General features: G+C 71.1%; 16 protein-coding genes. 4 read left to right on the top strand and 12 right to left on the bottom strand.

The window, feature by feature from the left end:
* The 12 genes from QIT00_RS13810 to QIT00_RS13755 form a co-directional block, all read right to left on the bottom strand.
* Positions 1-393 carry a YccF domain-containing protein gene (locus tag QIT00_RS13810; protein ID WP_282535535.1) on the bottom strand — a complete coding sequence of 131 codons (393 nt, stop codon included), beginning with the start codon at positions 391-393 and terminating at the stop codon, positions 1-3.
* Positions 390-1,250 carry a zinc metalloprotease HtpX gene (gene htpX, locus QIT00_RS13805; protein WP_282535534.1) on the bottom strand — a complete coding sequence of 287 codons (861 nt, stop codon included), beginning with the start codon at positions 1,248-1,250 and terminating at the stop codon, positions 390-392. The genes QIT00_RS13810 and htpX overlap by 4 nt, the downstream gene beginning before the upstream one ends.
* 221 nt (positions 1,251-1,471) lie before the next feature.
* Complete coding sequence (locus QIT00_RS13800; protein WP_282535533.1) at positions 1,472-3,013, bottom strand: NADH-quinone oxidoreductase subunit N; 1,542 nt, start codon at positions 3,011-3,013, stop codon at positions 1,472-1,474.
* Entirely contained in the window at positions 3,010-4,587 is a 1,578-nt protein-coding gene (locus QIT00_RS13795) for an NADH-quinone oxidoreductase subunit M (RefSeq protein ID WP_282535532.1), read from the bottom strand. The genes QIT00_RS13800 and QIT00_RS13795 overlap by 4 nt, the downstream gene beginning before the upstream one ends.
* A 3-nt stretch (positions 4,588-4,590) precedes the next feature.
* A complete protein-coding gene (locus tag QIT00_RS13790) occupies positions 4,591-6,624 on the bottom strand; it encodes an NADH-quinone oxidoreductase subunit 5 family protein (RefSeq protein ID WP_282535531.1) in 2,034 nt (677 codons plus the stop codon).
* Entirely contained in the window at positions 6,621-7,028 is a 408-nt protein-coding gene (gene nuoK / locus QIT00_RS13785; RefSeq protein ID WP_282535530.1) for an NADH-quinone oxidoreductase subunit NuoK, read from the bottom strand. The genes QIT00_RS13790 and nuoK overlap by 4 nt, the downstream gene beginning before the upstream one ends.
* On the bottom strand, positions 7,028-7,645 hold the full coding sequence (locus tag QIT00_RS13780) for an NADH-quinone oxidoreductase subunit J family protein (RefSeq protein WP_282535529.1): 618 nt from the start codon (positions 7,643-7,645) through the stop codon (positions 7,028-7,030). Before QIT00_RS13780 ends, nuoK begins: the two co-directional genes overlap by 1 nt.
* Positions 7,642-8,337: a NuoI/complex I 23 kDa subunit family protein gene (locus tag QIT00_RS13775; protein WP_282535528.1), complete on the bottom strand. Its 696-nt coding sequence runs from the start codon at positions 8,335-8,337 to the stop codon at positions 7,642-7,644. Before QIT00_RS13775 ends, QIT00_RS13780 begins: the two co-directional genes overlap by 4 nt.
* Positions 8,337-9,305 (bottom strand): complex I subunit 1/NuoH family protein, encoded by a 969-nt coding sequence (locus QIT00_RS13770; protein WP_282535527.1) that lies wholly within the window; start codon positions 9,303-9,305, stop codon positions 8,337-8,339. The genes QIT00_RS13775 and QIT00_RS13770 overlap by 1 nt, the downstream gene beginning before the upstream one ends.
* The gene (locus QIT00_RS13765; RefSeq protein ID WP_282535526.1) at positions 9,302-10,936 is read right to left on the bottom strand and encodes an NADH-quinone oxidoreductase subunit C; all 1,635 of its coding nucleotides are present in this window, start codon (positions 10,934-10,936) and stop codon (positions 9,302-9,304) included. The genes QIT00_RS13770 and QIT00_RS13765 overlap by 4 nt, the downstream gene beginning before the upstream one ends.
* Complete coding sequence (locus QIT00_RS13760; protein ID WP_282535525.1) at positions 10,933-11,550, bottom strand: NADH-quinone oxidoreductase subunit B; 618 nt, start codon at positions 11,548-11,550, stop codon at positions 10,933-10,935. Before QIT00_RS13760 ends, QIT00_RS13765 begins: the two co-directional genes overlap by 4 nt.
* Entirely contained in the window at positions 11,541-11,963 is a 423-nt protein-coding gene (locus tag QIT00_RS13755) for an NADH-quinone oxidoreductase subunit A (RefSeq protein ID WP_408909774.1), read from the bottom strand. Before QIT00_RS13755 ends, QIT00_RS13760 begins: the two co-directional genes overlap by 10 nt.
* Before the next feature lie 237 nt (positions 11,964-12,200).
* On the opposite strand from QIT00_RS13755, the gene QIT00_RS13750 reads away from it, so the two are divergent.
* The 4 genes from QIT00_RS13750 to QIT00_RS13735 all read left to right on the top strand — a co-directional run.
* On the top strand, positions 12,201-13,364 hold the full coding sequence (locus tag QIT00_RS13750; RefSeq protein WP_282535523.1) for a sensor histidine kinase: 1,164 nt from the start codon (positions 12,201-12,203) through the stop codon (positions 13,362-13,364).
* Between the two features lie 273 nt (positions 13,365-13,637).
* Positions 13,638-14,972, top strand: a complete 1,335-nt coding sequence (locus QIT00_RS13745; protein ID WP_282535522.1) for a sensor histidine kinase — start codon at positions 13,638-13,640, stop codon at positions 14,970-14,972.
* Between the two features lie 167 nt (positions 14,973-15,139).
* Entirely contained in the window at positions 15,140-15,811 is a 672-nt protein-coding gene (locus QIT00_RS13740; RefSeq protein ID WP_282535682.1) for a response regulator transcription factor, read from the top strand.
* A gap of 241 nt (positions 15,812-16,052) precedes the next feature.
* Positions 16,053-17,081: 2-oxoacid:acceptor oxidoreductase family protein (locus QIT00_RS13735; protein ID WP_282535521.1), on the top strand; the 1,029-nt coding region annotated here is incomplete at its 3' end.

Genomic DNA, 17,081 nt, shown 5'->3' with positions numbered 1-17,081 from the left:
TCAGCGGGAGGCGAAGGGCTGGTCGGTGGGGACGATCTCGCGGCCCAGGGGCATCAGGGAGACCGGGATCAGCTTGAAGTTGGCGATGCCCAGCGGGATGCCGATGATCGTGAGGCACTGGGCGATGCCCGTGACGATGTGGGCCAGGGCGAGCCACCACCCGGCGAGCACCAGCCACAGGACGTTGCCGACGCAGGAGGGCGCGCCCGAGTCGCGGCGCTCCACCGCCATGTACCCGAAGGGCCACAGAGCGAAGAGACCGATGCGGAACGAGGCGATCCCGAAGGGGATACCGATGATCGTGATGCAGAGGATCAGGCCCGCGGCGAGATAGCCGAGGAACAGCCAGAAGCCGCTCAGCACGAGCCAGATGATGTTGAGGATGGTTTTCACTGGTGACGTCCTGCCATCTGCTCGAGTCGGGCGATGCGCTCCGCCATCGGCGGATGCGTGGAGAACAGTTTCGCCATGCCCTGACCTGGACGGAACGGGTTCGCGATCATCATGTGGCTGGCCGCCTCGATCTTGGGCTCGGGCGGGAGCGGCAACTGCTTCGTGCCGCGCTCCAGTTTGCGCAGTGCGCTGGCCAGGGCCAGTGGGTCGCCGGTGAGTTGGGCGCCGGAGGAGTCCGCCTCGTACTCCCTGGAGCGGCTGATGGCGAGGCGGATCACCGAGGCGGCGATCGGGCCAAGGAGCATGATCAGCAACATGCCGAAGATGCCCGGCCCTTCACGGTTGCTGTTGCCGCTCGGGATCAGCCAGGCGAAGTTGACCAGGAACATGATCACCGAGGCGAGGGCGCCCGCCACCGACGAGATCAGGATGTCCCGGTTGTAGACATGGCTCAGTTCGTGGCCGATGACGCCGCGCAGTTCGCGCTCGTCCAGGAGGCGCAGGATGCCCTCCGTGCAGCACACCGCCGCGTTGCGCGGGTTGCGGCCGGTCGCGAACGCGTTGGGGGCCTCGGTGGGCGAGATGTAGAGGCGGGGCATGGGCTGGCGGGCCTGGGTGGAGAGTTCGCGGACCATTCGGTACAGCTCGGGGGCCTCGAACTCGCTCACCGGTCGGGCGCGCATCGCTCTCAGAGCTAGCTTGTCGCTGTTCCAGTACGCGTACGCATTGGTGCCCAGCGCCACGAAGAGGGCGACGATCAAGCCCGTACGTCCGAAGAAACTGCCGATGACGAGGATGAGCGCGGACAGTCCCCCGAGGAGCACGGCGGTCTTCAGACCGTTGTAGCGGCGGTGCACGGTACGCCCTCCTGGTGGTGCGGCGGGGGAACCCTTGTCTTCCTGGCTTCCACATCCAGTGGACCCTCCCTACCTGGTCAACGCCAGGCGAAGGGTGCTGGTTCCCTGGTGCGCACGCGGCTCGGTTCGGCCGTACGGGTGCGGGGCGCGGCGGCGCCTCAAGGGGCACCGCCGCGCCGGGTGCAGGGCAGAGGCGCTTTCCGAGCCGAGAAACAGGCTCCTTAAAAGAGAGCAGCCGCCGAGAACCGCAGGACGAGCTGAGGGGCTCCGGACAGGGCGACGCCGATGACCGTGGTGAGCACGAGCGCCGCCGCCAGCGGGAGCGGCACCGCGTGCTTGCGCTCGGCCTTCGCCGCTCCTTCGGGCGCTGCGCCTTCAGGTGCGCGGAAGAGGACCGCTGTCCACCGCAGGTAGTAGTAGAGGGCGATCACGACGTTGATCGCCATGACGACGGCGAGCCAGCCGAGGCCCGCGTCGACGGCCGCCGCGAAGACGGTCACCTTGGCGAACAGGCCGATGATGCCTGGCGGGAGTCCCGCCAGGCAGAGCAGGAAGAAGCCGAGGACGAGCGCCGCGAGCGGGCGGTTCGCGTACAGGCCGCGGTAGTCGCTGATGCGGTTCAGGGGCCGGGTGCGGGCGACGAGCGCGGCCACGGCGAACGCGCCGAGGTTCACGGCGGCGTACATCAGGGCGTACGCGACGGTGGCGCCGATCGCCTTGTCCGTCTCGGCTGGGCTGTCGGCGTACGCGGCCGAGGCGATCGGCACCAGGAGGTAGCCGGCCTGTCCGACGGAGGACCAGGCGAGGAGGCGGATCGCGCTGTACGCGCGCGTGCCGACCTGCCGCAGGGCGGCGACGTTGCCGACCGTCATGGTGAGCGCGGCCAGGACGGCGAGCACGGGGCCCCACACGTCGGCGTACGCGGGGAAGGCCACGACGGTGACCAGGATGAGGCCGGTGAAGCCGACCGCCTTGCCGACGACGGAGAGGTACGCGGCGACCGGCAGCGGGGCACCGATGTACGTGTCGGGCACCCAGAAGTGGAAGGGCACCGCGGCCGTCTTGAAGGCGAAGCCGACGAGGGTGAGGGCCACACCGGTCTGCGCGAGGATGTGCAGCTGTCCGTCGACCTCGCCGAGCCTGGCGGCGACCTCCGTGAGGTGCAGGGTGCCGGTCGCCGCGTACACGAAGCTGATGCCCATGAGGCTGACGGCGGTGGCGGCGACGGAGGACAGGAAGAACTTCAGGGCCGCCTCGGAGGAGCGCCGGTCGCCGCGCTTGAGGCCGACGAGGGCGAAGGCCGGCAGGGAGGCGACCTCCAGGGCCACGATCAGGGTGGCGAGGTCGCGCGACGCGGGCAGCAGGGCCGCGCCCGCCGCGGAGGCGAGCAGCAGAAACCAGAACTCCCCTTCGGGGAGTGCCTTGTTGTCCTTCAGCGGGCTCACGGAGAGCAGGGCCGTCAGCAGGGCGCCGGCGATGACCAGGAACTGGATGACGACGGTGAAGCGGTCCGCGGTGTAGCTGCACACGTCCGCGTCGCCGACCAGGCAGAACGTGGCGCGGTCGCCGTCGAGCAGCGGCAGCAGTGACAGGCCCGCGGCCACGAGCCCGGCGAGGGAGATCCAGGCCAGGAGCGTCTTGTTGCCCTCGCGCACGAACAGGTCGGCGACGAGGACGACCAGGGCGACGACGGCCGCGATGGTGGGCGGTGCGATCGCGACCCAGTCGACGTTCTGGACGAGGCTTGCGGCGGCTGCGGTCATGCCTTTCCTCCCGCGAGGAGCTGCTGCACGGCCGGGTCGGTGAGGCCGAGCAGCAGCGCGGGCCAGAGTCCGGCGAGAACGGTGAGGGCGACGAGCGGGGTCCAGGCGGCGAACTCGTAGCCCCGGACGTCGGCGATCTTCGGGGCGGCCGGTCCGGGGGTGGCGCCCATGCAGACGCGGCGTACGACGATCAGCATGTACGCGGCGGTCAGGAGCGTGCCGAAGGCGCCGAACGCCATGAACGTGAGAAAGGCCGGCCGGCTCAGTCCTTCGGCGGGGTCGAAGGCGCCGAACAGGGCGAGCATCTCGCCCCAGAATCCCGCGAGTCCGGGCAGTCCGAGCGAGGCGACGGCGCCGAAGGCGAGCAGTGCGCCGAAGCGGGGCGCCTTGCCGTAGAGGGCGGCGCCGGTCTGTTCGGCGAGCGCGTCGAGGTCGGTGCTGCCGGTGCGGTCCTTGAGCGCGCCGACGAGGAAGAACAGCAGGCCGGTGATGAGGCCGTGGGCGATGTTGGCGAACAGCGCGCCGTTCACGCCGGTCGGGGTCATCGAGGCAATGCCGAGCAGCACGAAGCCCATGTGGCCGACGGACGAGTACGCGATGAGCCGCTTGAGGTCGCCCTTCGCGCCGCGCTTGGCGAGCGCGAGGCAGGCGAGCGACCCGTAGATGATCCCGACGACCGCGAAGGCGGCGAGGTACGGCGCGAACTCCCGCATTCCGTCAGGGGTGATGGGGAGGATGATTCGTACGAACCCGTACGTACCCATCTTCAGCAGGACGCCGGCTAGGAGGACCGAGCCGACGGTGGGAGCGGCCGTGTGGGCGTCCGGGAGCCAGCTGTGCAGCGGCCACATCGGGGTTTTGACGGCCAGTCCGATCCCGATCGCCAAAGCGGCGATGACCTGCACGGATGTGGTCAGCCCACGGCCGTTGTCAGTGGCGAGTGCCATCATGTCGAACGTGCCTGAGTCGAGGCCGACGAGGAGGAGTCCGAGCAGCATCACGACCGAACCGAGGAGGGTGAAGAGGATGAACTTCCAGGCGGCCGCCCGCCGTTGATCACCTCCCCACCGGGCGATCAGGAAGTACATCGGGATGAGGACCATCTCGAACGCGAGGAAGAACAGCAGCAGATCGAGGACGGCGAAGGTCGCGAGGGTGCCGGACTCGAGGACAAGGAGCAGCGCGACAAATGCCTTGGGAGACGGGCCCGCAGGCATCTTGAAGTAGCTGTAGAGCGCGCAGAGGAAGGTCAGCAGCGCGGTCAGGACGAGAAGGGGGAGCGAGATGCCGTCGACACCGAGATGGATCCGCACGTCGAGCGCGGGGATCCAGCTGATGTCGGTCGTGGCCTGCATACGCGCGGGATCGTCGTGATCGAAGCCCGCGGCGAGGGCGAGCGCGGCGAGGAGCACGACTCCGGTGACGGTCACGCCGTGCCGCAGCACGGCCTGGTCCGGTGACGTGCCCCGCAGCCCGGGCGGGGCGGGCAGCAGGGCGGCGCCCGCGCCGAGGAGCGGGAGGACCACCACGAGAGCGAGGAGGTACTGCATGACGGTGTCGTTGATATCGATCACGGCTCAGGCTCCCGCTGCGACGAGTACGGCGGCGACGGCCAGGACGACGGATCCGGCGAGCAGCGCGCTCAGATAGGTCTGCACATTGCCGGTCTGGGCGCGGCGCGCGGCCGCACCGAGCCAGCGGGGCAGGGTGCCCGCGCCGCGTACGTACGTGTCGACGACCTCGCGGTCGAGGAAGCGGACGACGGTGGCCAGGAACTGGGTGGGGCGGACGAACAGCGCGGTGTAGACCGCGTCGAGCCGGAAGCCGACGGCTGCGTGGCGGTGCAGCGGGCCGAGCAGGAGGCGGCCCGGGTCGGCCGGGTCCGGTGCGGAGGCGATCGAGCCGTACGCGGGGGTGTGTGTGGCGATCGCCTCGGCCTCGGAGACGGCGGGCTCGGCACCCGGGTGGGCGGTGACGGCGCCCACGGGGACGCGGGCGGCCAGGGCGGTGGTGTGCCGCCAGGTGCCGTAGGTGACGAGGCCGCCGACCAGGGTGAGGCCGGTGGCGAGGACGGAGGTGGTGAGGGTCGGCGTGAGCGAGCCGCCGTCGAACCAGTCGGGGAGCGCTCCGACGGTGATGCCGAAAGCGAGGGAGGGAACGGCGAGCACCCACAGGACGGCGTTCATCACGACCGGCTGCCTGCCGTGGTCCGGGGCCTCGACCACACCCGGGGCGGGGTGGGGTCCGGTGACGGGCGGGCGGAAGGCGAGCAGCCACAGCCGCGTCGCGTAGGCGGCGGTCAGCATGGCGGTGAGGAGGCCGGATACGAGCACGATCCAGCCCGCCGATCCGGGGACGGACCCGGTGTGGCCGGTGGCCGCGTGCTCGGCGGCGCCGAGGACGGCCTCCTTGGAGAAGAAGCCGCTGAAGGGCGGGATCGCGGCGAGCGCGAGCAGCGCCACGGTCATCGTCCAGAACGCGTCGGGGATCCGGTCGCGCAGACCCGTCATGCGGGACATCGCGGCAAGGGAGTTGGTGCCGGCGGCGTGGATGATCACGCCGGCGGCGAGGAAGAGCAGCGCCTTGAAGGCGCCGTGCGAGAGGAGGTGGAAGACGGCCGCGCCACGTTCGCCGACGGCCAGGGCGCCGGTCATGTAGCCGAGTTGGCCGATGGTCGAGTACGCGAGGACGCGCTTGATGTCGTCCTGCGCGAGGGCCGCGAGGGCCGAGCCGACCATCGTGACGGCGGCCATCACGGCGAGGACGACCAGCGCGGCGGCGGACGCGGCGAAGACCGGGAGGAGACGGGCCACGAAGTACACACCGGCGGCGACCATCGTCGCGGCGTGGATCAGCGCGGAGACCGGGGTGGGGCCGGCCATCGCGTCGGGCAGCCAGGTGTGCAGCGGGAACTGCGCCGACTTGCCCGCCACGCCCGCGAGGAGGAGCAGGGCGATCAGCGTGGGGTGGTCGAGGCCGCCGGTCGCGACGGCGTCGAGGACCTTCGTGATGCGGAAGGACCCGGCGTCGGCGGCGAGGGCGAACAGACCGATGAGGAAGGGGACATCGCCGAGCTTGGTGACCAGGAAGGCCTTGAGGGAGGCGGCGCGCGCCTCGGGCGTCTCCCAGTAGTGGCCGACGAGGAAGTACGAGCAGATGCCCATGACTTCCCAGCCGACGAGCAGCACCATCAGGTCGCCGGAGTAGACGACCAGGAACATCGCGGAGGTGAACAGCGAGACCAGAGCGGCATACGAGGGGTAGCGCGGGTCGTCGCGCAGATAGCCCGTCGAGTAGATCTGCACGCAGGAGGCGACGAGGCCGACCAGGACGGCGACGAGGACGGCGAAGCCGTCCAGGTGCAGGGCGAGTTCGATCGGCACGGAGCCGGTGGGCGTGAGCTCGGTGGCCGCGTCGACGGGGCGGATGCCGCCGCCGGTGCCGCCGCCCTGACGTACCGCGATCAGTACGGCGATGACGGCCGACAGCAGGGTGGGCAGCACCGCGAGGGGGCGGACGAAGCCGGGGGCCTTGCGGCCGAGGAGCAGTCCGGCGACGGCGCCGAGGAACGGCAGAAGGGGGACGAGAACGGCGAGGGTCGGGGTGGTCACGCGGTGGCCTCGGCCTTCTGCGCGGCGGCGGTCGCGTCGGGGTGGGTCGCGTCGGCGGCGCCGTCGGGTGCCGCATCGTCGGGGCCCGCGGGCCCGGGGGACTCGGCGGTGTCGCGGAGGCGGTCGACGTCGGACGTGCCGCGGTTGCGGTACACCATCAGCACGATGGACAGGCCGATGCCGATCTCGGCGGCGGCGATGGCGATGGTGAAGAGGGTGAGGGCCTGGCCGGCGTGCAGGGTGTCGCGCAGCCAGACGTCGAAGGCGACCAGGTTCAGGTTGACGGCGTTGAGCATCAGCTCGACGGACATCAGGACCAGGATCGCGTTGCGGCGGGCGAGTACTCCGTACAGGCCGGTGCAGAAGAGCAGGACCGCGAGCACCGCGGGATAGGCGAGATGCATCAGCGCTGCTCCTTGTCGGCGGCTGCTTCCGCGTCGTCCCTCGCGTGGGCCTTCGCATCGCGGACCCGCTCGTCGGACGGCTCCTCGGACTTGCGGGAGAGGACGATCGCGCCGACGAGGGCGGCGAGGAGGAGGACGGAGAGGGCTTCGAAGGGCAGTACCCAGTGCTGGAAGAGCATCGCGCCGGTGACCGAGGTGGTGCCCTGCGGTGCGTCGAGGTCGATCCACTGGGTGCGGAACGCGTCCACGACCACCCACACCAACGTCGCCGCGGCGGCGACGGCCACGGTGAGGGCGGCCCAGCGGTTGCCCGAATCGGCGTCCGGGGAGCGGCCGATGGGCGCCTTGGTGAGCATCAGTCCGAAGAGGAGGAGTACGACGACGGAACCGACATAGATCAGGACCTGCACCCACGCGACGAACTCGGCGGTGAGCAGGAGGTATTCGGCGGCAAGGCCGCCGAGCGCGACGACCAGCCACAGGGCGGCGTGCACGAGTTGCTTCGTGGTGACGGTGACGATCGCCGCCGCGAAGGTGACGAGTCCGACGAGGACGAAGGCGACCTCGACGCCGGTCGGCGAGAGGAAGCCCTGCGGGGCTGCTGCGGCGAGGGTCACTGCTTGCCCTCCCCTGGCTCGGTCTTCGGGGCCTCGGCCTTGCGCGCCTCCGCCTTCGGGGCCTCGGCCTCCGGGGCCTCCGCCTTCGGGGCCTCCGCCTTCGGGGCTTCCGCCTTCGGGGCTTCCGCCTTCGGGGCTTCCGCCTTCGGGGCCTCGGCCTCGGTCTGCTGCTGGGTGGCGAGTTTCTCGGCCGCCTTGCGGGCCGCGGCGATCTCCTTGGGCTCTTCCGCGGACGCGTCGAGCGCGGGCGGGGCGGGGACGGTCCACATCCACTCGCGGAGCCTGTCCCGCTCGTGGGTGAGTTCGTGGATGTCGGTCTCCGCGTACTCGAACTCCGGTGACCAGAACAGCGCGTCGAAAGGACAGACCTCGATGCAGATACCGCAGTACATGCAGAGCGCGAAGTCGATGGCGAAGCGGTCGAGGACGTTGCGGCTGCGTTCGCGGCCGCCCGGGGCGGCGGCGGGGACCGTCTCCTTGTGGGAGTCGATGTAGATGCACCAGTCCGGGCACTCGCGGGCGCAGAGCATGCAGACCGTGCAGTTCTCCTCGAACAGGCCGATGACGCCGCGGGTGCGCGGCGGCAGTTCGGGCTGGACGTCGGGGTACTGCGCGGTGACGGTCTTCCGCGTCATCGTGCGGAGGGTGACGGCGAGGCCCTTGGCCAGGCCGGACCCGGGGATCGGAGGCATTACTGGATCGCCACCTTCACGATTCCGGTGAGCGCGATCTGCGCGAGGGCGAGCGGGACGAGCGTGGTCCAGGCGAGCTTCTGCAACTGGTCCTCGCGGAGACGGGGGTACGAGACGCGCAGCCAGATGACGAGGAAGGCGAGGATCGCCGTCTTGAGCAGGGTCCACACCCAGCCGAGCCCGTCGGCACCCCACGGCCCGTGCCAGCCGCCCAGGAAGAGGACGGTGGTCAGGCCGCACAGGACGACGATCCCTGCGTACTCGGCGAGGAGGAAGAGGGCGAAGCGGAGGCCGGTGTACTCGGTGTACGCGCCGAAGATGATCTCCGAGTCGGCCACCGGCATGTCGAACGGCGGGCGTTGCAGTTCGGCGAGGCCGGCCACGAAGAAGACCAGGGCGCCGACGATCTGCCAGGGCAGCCACCACCACTCGAAGGCCTCGACGATGCCCGGCAGGGAGACGGTCCCCGCGGCCATCGCCACCGAGGCGGCGGTGAGCAGCATCGGCAGTTCGTAGGCGAGGAGTTGGGCGGCGGTACGCAGGCCGCCCAGGAGGGAGAACTTGTTGGCGGAGGCCCAGCCGGCCATGAGCGATCCGAGTACGCCCACGCCCATGACGGCGAGTACGAAGAAGAGACCCGCGTCCACGACCTCGCCGACGGCTCCCTCGCCGGGGCCGATCGGGATGGCGACGAGGACCAGGAGGTAGGGCAGGAGGGCGACGGCCGGGGCGAGCTGGAAGATACGGCGGTCGGCGCCCGCGGGTACGACGTCTTCCTTCTGGGCGAACTTGACGCCGTCGGCGACGAGTTGGGCCCAGCCGTGGAACCCGCCCGCGTACATCGGGCCGAGGCGGCCCTGCATGTGGGCCATCACCTTGTGCTCGGTCTGACCGATGACCAGGGGCAGGACCAGGAAGACGGCGAAGACGACGAGGAGTCGCAGGGCGACGTCGAGGGCGTCGTTCATGCGGGGTCGCCTCCGGCAGGGGTGTCTTCGTCGGGGGTCTCGGGCGCGGCCGGGGGTTCGGGCTTGGCCGGGGTCTTGGGGTCGGCCGGGGTCTTGGGCTCGGCCGGGGAATCGGGCTTGGCCAGAGTCTCGGGTTCGGCCGACGACTCAGCCTGGGCCTCGGGCCTGGCCGGAGCCTCGGGCTCGGCCGGGGTTTCGGGCTCGGCCGGAGACTTGGACTCAGCCGGGGTTTCGGGCTCGGCCGACGACTCAGCCTGGGCCTCGGGCCCGGCCGGAGCCTCGGGCTCGGCCGGAGCCTCGGGCTCAGCCGGAGCCTCGGGCTCGGCCGGGGTTTCGGGCTCGCCCGGAGACTCGGACTCAGCCGGGGTTTCGGGCTCAGCCGGAGACTCAGCCTGGGCCTCGGGCCCGGCCGGGTCCCCGGGCTCAACCGGAGCCTCGGGCTCGGCCGGGGCCTCGGGCTTGGCATCCGGCTCGTCGAACGTGGGCCGAGGGTTGTGCCATGGGGCGTCGGAGGTGCGGGGCGGCGTGGGCTTCTCGGGCCGCTCCGAGGCACTCGCATCCGACGACTCCGACCGCTCCGACGGTTCCGTCGGCGGCGTCGGCGGCGTCTCCCGCTGCGAGGCCGAGCCCTGGCTCGCGCTACGGGAACGGCGCGGAGGGGACGAAGCAGCAGGTGAGGGCGAGGGCGCCGCCGTATCCGACTCGGTCCCGGCCGCAGCCTGGCCGACCGTGCCCTGACCTGCCTGACCGCCCTGACCGGCCTGCTCAGCCGCGGACTGGCTCGCCGACCCCTGCGAAGCGCTGCGCGTACGGCGAGGGCGTGTCGCCGCGGCCTCGCCGGAAGGCACCTCGCCGGAAGGCACCTCGCCCGAAGGGGCCTCGCCCGAAGGGGCCTCGCCGGGAGCGCTCGTCTGGCTGGCCGAGCCCGCGCTCGCCGAGCGGGTCCGCCGAGCCGGACGCTCCCCGGCCCCGCCACCGGCACCAGCCGCACCCGCACCAGCACCAGCACCAGCCGCACGCGCACCGCGCGCCGGCCGGGCAGGCGCCGGGGGCAACTGGCCCTTCAGCGGGCCCCATTCGTTGGGGTCGGGTACGCCGGGCGGGAGCATCTGGCGCCGCTTGGGCGCGCCGTGCGCAGCCCCCGCCGCGGACTCCCCCGGCTCCTTGGCGCCCGGCCACGCCTTCGCGACCCGCGCCGCGAGCACGAAGTCCTTGCGCAGCGGGTGGCCCTCGAAGCCGTCGGGCAGCAGCAGCGGGTCGAGCCCGGGGTGTCCCGTGAAGTCGACGCCGAACATCTCGTGGGTCTCGCGCTCGTGCCAGGCGGCGCCCGCGTACACCTCGACGGCGGAGGCGAGCACAGGTGCGGCGTGCGGGACGGTCGTACGGACGAGGAGGCGGCGTACCGGATGGAGGGCCACCACATGAGCGGAGACGAGGAAGCCGGTGCCCGGCTCGTCGACGGCGCTGAGCCAGTCGAAATACGTGCAGCCGAGCCGGGTGCGGGCCGTGAGCAGGGCCGTCGTCCAGGTCTCGGCGGGGACGTCGACGGTGAGCAGGTCGTACGACTCCTCGGCGGTCGCGTCCGGGCCGAAGAGTTCGGTGACCTCGTCGGGAAGCCAGCCGGTCGTCATCGCTCGCCCTCCCCAGAACCCGGAGCAGGAGGTGCGACAAGCCCGCTCTGCAGGGCGGCGGCGGAGGGGCGGCCGGCTGCGGAGTAGCGCTCGCCGAGGGACTCCCGGGCGATCTTCTCCTGGAGCTTGAGGATGCCCTGGAGCAGCGCTTCGGGGCGGGGCGGGCAGCCGGGGACGTAGACGTCGACGGGGATGATCTGGTCGACGCCCTTGGTCACGGAGTACGAGTCCCAGTACGGCCCGCCGCAGTTGGAGCAGGCGCCGAAGGAGATCACGTACTTCGGCTCGGGCATCTGCTCGTACAGGCGCTTCACGGCGGGGGCCATCTTGTCGGTGACCGTTCCCGAGACCACCATCAGGTCGGCCTGGCGCGGGCCCGGGGCGAACGGGATGACGCCGAGGCGGATGAAGTCGTGGCGGGCCATGGACGCGGCGATGAACTCGATGGCGCAGCAGGCGAGGCCGAAGTTGAAGACCCACAGGCTGTAGCGGCGGCCCCAGTTGAGGACCACCTTCATGGGCTCGGGAGCGAGCCGGGCCAGCGGGCCGAGCCGGGAGCCGCCCTCGTTCCCGCGCTCGCCCTCGCCGGGCTTCGGTCCGATGTTCACGTCCATGCCAGGACGCCCTTCTTGTATGCGTACAGCAGGCCCACGGCCAGGAAGCCGAGGAAGATGAACATCTCCACCAGTGTCGTCGCGCCGTACTGCGGATCGGCGAAGACGGTGGCCCAGGGGAAGAGGAAGATCGAGTCGACGGCGAAGATCACGTACAGGAAGGCGTAGACGTAGTAGCGGACCTGGGTGTGGGCCCAGCCCTCGCCGACCGGGTCGACGCCGCACTCGTAGGTGAGGAGTTTCTCCGGGGTCGGTACCACGGGCCGAAGGAGACGGCCCGCGCCGAAGGCGACGGCTACGAAGAGCACGCCGATGACGCCGAGCAGTCCCACGACGGAGTAGCTCTGGAAGTAGTCCGCGGCGAGAACGGTCGGTCCCGGCACGTCGGCCCCTCGCTCCCTGATCTCGTTTATCTCGTTGATCTCGTTGATCTCGTTTATCTCGTTGATCTCGTTGTTCCGGCGGTTCGGAAGAGTCCCGGCCGGTCAAGGGCGCGGTGGCCCTGTTCGACGATCTGTACGCATCGGAGTCTAGGCCCTGTTAAAGAACGGGTAAGCAGCCCCTTCACATGAGGGGGTGGGGGTTTCCCCCGTCGGTCCCGGCGGCACACCTCATGGCGTCCGGTCCGCCCGCCCGGCAGGCTGTCCGTCATGACCACCGGACAGCGCCCCCTGCCACCCGCGCGGCTCGCGTTCGCGGGCCGGACGTGGAGAGAGGCCGCGCACCTCCTGCTCAATCTGCCGCTCGCGCTGCTCTCCTTCGTGTACGTGGTGGTCGTCGTGGCCGTCGGCAGCGCGCTCGCGGTCACCGTGATCGGACTGCCGCTGCTCGGCCTCGGCCTGGCGGGGGCCCGCGGGCTCGGCGCCATGGAGCGGGCCAGGGCGCGCGGGCTGCTCGGCACGTGCGTGGACGAGCCGAGCCCGCTGCCGTTCCGGAAGGACGACGGGTTCCTCGCCCGGACCTGGGGGCGCCTGAAGGACCCGGTGGGCTGGCGGAGTCTGCTGTACGGATTCATCCGGCTGCCGTGGGGCGTGCTGACGTTCACGCTCACCCTGGTCGCGCTGCTCGTGCTGTGGCCGGTGCTGCCGTTCGTCGTACGCGGGCTGAGCAACGCGGACCGGGCGATGGTGCGCGGGCTCCTCTGCCCGTCCGACGAGTTGGAGCGGCGGATCGCGGAGCTGGAGTCGGACCGCGGCGCGGTCGTCGACACGGCCGCCGCCGACCTGCGCCGGATCGAGCGCGATCTGCACGACGGGGCGCAGGCCCGCCTGGTCAACCTCGCGATGGGGCTCGGCCTCGCCAAGGAGAAACTGCACGAGGGGCAGGCCGACGCGACCGTGGCGGCGATGGTCGACGAGGCGCACGGCGAGGTGAAGCTGGCGCTCCAGGAGCTGCGCGACCTGGCCCGCGGCATCCACCCGGCCGTCCTCACCGACCGCGGCCTCGACGCCGCCCTCTCCTCGCTGGCCGCGCGCTGCACGGTGCCGGTCCGGGTGACGGTCGACCTGCGGGAGCGGCCCGCGCCCGCCATCGAGGGCATCGCGTACTTCACGGTCTCCGAGCTGCTGCAGAACGTCAGCAAGCACAGCGGTGCGCGCTCGGCCTCGGTCGAGGTGTGGCGCGCGGACCGGCGGCTGCTGCTCCGCGTCGAGGACGACGGCCGCGGCGGTGCCACGCTCGACGGCGGTACGGGCATGTCGGGGCTCGCGGACCGGCTCGGCGCGGTGGACGGCCTGTTCGTCGTGGACTCCCCGGCGGGCGGCCCGACGACGGTCTCGGCGGAACTCCCCTGGCGCGACCGGTCGGACGGCTGACCGGCCCAGCGGCCCGTCGGACGGCTGACCCAGCGGCCCAACTGCCTTCCCGGGGTGGGGAAAACCCCCGGTCGAAGACGGCGACGGTCCTCATGGTGGGCGGGCCCGCGGCGGAGGAGTGTGGACGTACCCCATCGGAACACCGAACGCGCCGCGCCCGCAGCCCACGCGCAGAAGCGGCCCACGCGCGGAAGCGGCCCACGCGCGGAAGCGGCCCACGAGCGGAAGCGGCCCACGAGCGGAAGCGGCCCACGAGCAGAAACGGATGACCTCATGGCCATGGAGTACGGAGAGCGAACCCGGTCCGGACATCTCGCGCGGCGCCCCCTGCTGCCGCCGGCGCTGCGCGCTCCGGTCGAGGCGAGGACCTGGCGCGAGTTCGGGTATCTCCTGGTCAGCCTGCCGTTGAGCATCGTGATGTTCACGTACGCGGTGACGATGGTCGCGCTCGGCGCGGGACTGCTCGTCACGTTCCTCGGGGTGCCGGTGCTCGCCGCGGCGCTCGCGGGGTGCCGCGGTTTCGGCGTACTGGAGCGGGCGCGGGCGCGCGGGCTGCTCCGCCTCGACGTGGCGGAGCCGCGACCGGTGCGGGCGGCCAAGCCCGGCGCGATGGCGTGGATCGGGGCGGTACTGAAGAGCGGCACGTCCTGGCGGAGCCTGCTGTACGCGGTGCTGCACTTCCCGTGGGCGGTGTTCGCGTTCACGCTGGCGGTGACGTTCTGGTCGGTCGGCTGGTCGCTGCTCACCTATCCGCTGTGGCGGTGGGTCTTCCCGATGTACGCGGGCGTGGACGGGCTGCAGCTGTACGGCAGCGAGGACGGGCGGCACACGTTCTATCTGGACTCGACGTTCGAGATCGCGGTCACGGCCGCCGTCGGGCTGCTCGTCACGCTGGTCACGCCGTGGCTGATCCGGGCCCTGACGACGGTCGACCGGGTCATGGTGGCCGGGCTGCTCGGCGCCTCGCGGCTCGACGCCCGGGTGGTCGAGCTGGAGTCGGACCGCGGGGCGGTCGTGGACACGGCCGCCGCCGACCTGCGCCGGATCGAGCGGGAGCTGCATGACGGGGCGCAGGCCCGGCTCACCGGCCTGGCCGCGGACCTGGGCCTGGCGAAGGACAAGCTGCGCGAGGACCCGCGGGAGGCGGCCCGGCTCGTGGACGAGGCGCACGGCGAGGTGAAGCTGGCGCTCCAGGAGCTGCGCGACCTGGCCCGCGGCATCCACCCGGCCGTCCTCACCGACCGCGGCCTCGACGCCGCGCTCTCCGCCCTGGCCGCGCGCTGCACGGTGCCGGTCCGGGTGACGGTCGACCTGCGGGAGCGGCCCGCGCCCGCCATCGAGGGCATCGCGTACTTCACGGTCTCCGAGCTCCTCGCGAACGTCAGCAGGCACAGCGGTGCGCGCTCGGCCTCGGTGGAGGTGTGGCGGGTCGAGGACCGGCTGCTCGTGCAGGTCGCGGACGACGGCCGGGGCGGCGCCGACCCCGCCGCGGGTACGGGTCTCGCGGGGCTCGCGGGGCGGCTCGGCGCGGTGGACGGGGTCCTGGACGTGGACTCCCCGGCGGGCGGACCGACCCGGGTGACGGCCGAACTGCCCTGGTGCGGCTGAGAGTTCGCGTACGGCTGGTGAGGCCCGGTTCCCCTCCTCCAGGCATCCACCCGGAGTCGACCCGGCCCGCCGACACTCGAAGCAATCCCGGCACTCGGGCGCAGCTGTGACCGAATGCTGGGATGCTGGTTCCGTCGGGGCGGGACCGGAGTGGGGGCGTACGGATCGTGGAGGACAGTGTGCGGGTGGTCATCGCCGAGGACTCGGTGCTGCTCAGGGAGGGCCTGACCCGCCTCCTCACCGACCGGGGGCACGAGGTCGTCGCGGGAGTCGGCGACGCGGAGGCCCTGATCAAGACCATCGAGGAGCTGGCCGCGCAGGACGCGCTGCCGGACGTGGTGGTCGCGGACGTACGGATGCCGCCGACGCATACCGACGAAGGGGTACGGGCGGCGGTCGCGCTGCGGCGCGGCCATTCGGGTCTCGGTGTGCTCGTCCTTTCGCAGTACGTGGAGGAGCAGTACGCGACGGAGCTGCTCGCCGGGTCGACCCGCGGCGTGGGCTACCTGCTCAAGGACCGGGTGGCCGAGGTGCGGGAGTTCGTCGACGCGGTGGTGCGGGTCGCCGAGGGCGGGACGGCGCTGGACCCGGAGGTGGTGGCGCAGCTGCTCGGGCGCAGCCGTAAGCAGGACGTCCTGGCGGGGCTGACCCCGCGCGAGCGCGAGGTGCTCGGCCTGATGGCGGAGGGACGCACCAACTCCGCGATCGCCCGGCAGTTGGTGGTGAGCGACGGGGCGGTCGAGAAGCACGTCAGCAATATCTTCATGAAGCTCGGACTGTCCCAGAGTGAGGGGGATCACCGTCGCGTTCTGGCGGTGCTCACCTACCTCAACTCGTAGTTTGCTGACACTCTGTCAGATATGAAGTTCACCCCCGTCAGGTTCGCCGCCAGGGACATCGCGGAGAGACCCTCGGAGAGGCCCCCGGAGGCACCTCCGGAGACCCGCTCGGAGAAGTCTCAAAGTCACGTCCACGATGCGAGCGACCCCGGGAAGGGCACCCTCACAGACGTAGGGTGGCCCTGGGAGAACCGGTCGACCGGTGCCTCCCGTGCCGCAGCCTCGAGGGAGGTCCAGTTCAGTGACCAGCCAGGTCAGTAGCCATGCCGAGCAGGCCGACTCGGCCGTCGTGGGTGGACAGCGGAAGCCGTCCGGCGACAAGGAAGTGCGCCGTCTGGACCGGGTGATCATCCGTTTCGCGGGTGACTCGGGTGACGGTATGCAGCTGACGGGTGACCGGTTCACGTCGGAGACGGCGTCGTTCGGTAATGACTTGTCGACGCTGCCGAATTTCCCGGCTGAGATCCGTGCTCCTGCCGGGACGCTTCCGGGTGTGTCGAGTTTCCAGTTGCATTTCGCGGATCATGACATTCTCACGCCGGGGGATGCGCCGAATGTGCTGGTGGCGATGAATCCGGCGGCGTTGAAGGCGAACATCGCGGATGTGCCGCGGGGCGCGGAGATCATCGTGAACACGGACGAGTTCACGAAGCGTGCGATGCAGAAGGTCGGGTACGCGGATTCCCCCCTTGAGGACGGTTCACTGGAGGGGTATCGGGTGCATCCGGTGCCGTTGACGACGTTGACGGTGGAGGCGCTGAAGGAGTTCGAGCTGTCCCGCAAGGACGCGGGGCGCAGTAAGAACATGTTCGCGCTTGGCTTGTTGTCGTGGATGTATCACCGGCCGACGGAGGGCACGGAGAATTTCCTGAAGGCGAAGTTCGCGAAGAAGCCGGATATCGCGGCGGCGAACATCACGGCGTTCCGTGCGGGCTGGAATTTCGGGGAGACGACGGAGGATTTCGCGGTCTCCTACGAGGTGGCGCCTGCGGCCGCGGCGTTCCCGACGGGCACGTACCGGAACATCTCCGGGAATCTGGCGCTGTCGTACGGGCTTGTGGCGGCGTCGCGGCAGGCGGATCTGCCGTTGTATCTGGGGTCGTATCCGATCACTCCGGCCTCGGACATTCTGCATGAGTTGTCGAAGCACAAGAATTTCGGTGTGCGTACGTTCCAGGCCGAGGACGAGATCGCGGGGATCGGCGCGGCGCTCGGTGCGGCGTTTGGCGGGTCGCTTGCGGTGACGACGACGTCCGGGCCGGGCGTGGCC

The sequence above is a fragment of the Streptomyces luteolus genome (genome assembly GCF_029968015.1).
GTDB lineage: Bacteria > Actinomycetota > Actinomycetes > Streptomycetales > Streptomycetaceae > Streptomyces > Streptomyces luteolus.
Note: the sequence above shows the minus strand (reverse complement) of the source record. Positions and strands in the feature narration are given on the sequence as shown.

Excerpts from the sequence above, each read along its gene's own strand:
- QIT00_RS13760 (WP_282535525.1), bottom strand. The coding sequence starts at position 11,550 with ATGGACGTGAACATCGGACCGAAGCCCGGCGAGGGCGAGCGCGGGAAC.
- QIT00_RS13745 (WP_282535522.1), top strand. The coding sequence starts at position 13,638 with ATGGCCATGGAGTACGGAGAGCGAACCCGGTCCGGACATCTCGCGCGG.
- nuoK (WP_282535530.1), bottom strand. The coding sequence starts at position 7,028 with ATGCATCTCGCCTATCCCGCGGTGCTCGCGGTCCTGCTCTTCTGCACC.
- QIT00_RS13775 (WP_282535528.1), bottom strand. The coding sequence starts at position 8,337 with ATGCCTCCGATCCCCGGGTCCGGCCTGGCCAAGGGCCTCGCCGTCACC.
- QIT00_RS13800 (WP_282535533.1), bottom strand. The coding sequence starts at position 3,013 with ATGACCGCAGCCGCCGCAAGCCTCGTCCAGAACGTCGACTGGGTCGCG.
- QIT00_RS13750 (WP_282535523.1), top strand. The coding sequence starts at position 12,201 with ATGACCACCGGACAGCGCCCCCTGCCACCCGCGCGGCTCGCGTTCGCG.
- QIT00_RS13770 (WP_282535527.1), bottom strand. The coding sequence starts at position 9,305 with ATGAACGACGCCCTCGACGTCGCCCTGCGACTCCTCGTCGTCTTCGCC.
- QIT00_RS13765 (WP_282535526.1), bottom strand. The coding sequence starts at position 10,936 with ATGACGACCGGCTGGCTTCCCGACGAGGTCACCGAACTCTTCGGCCCG.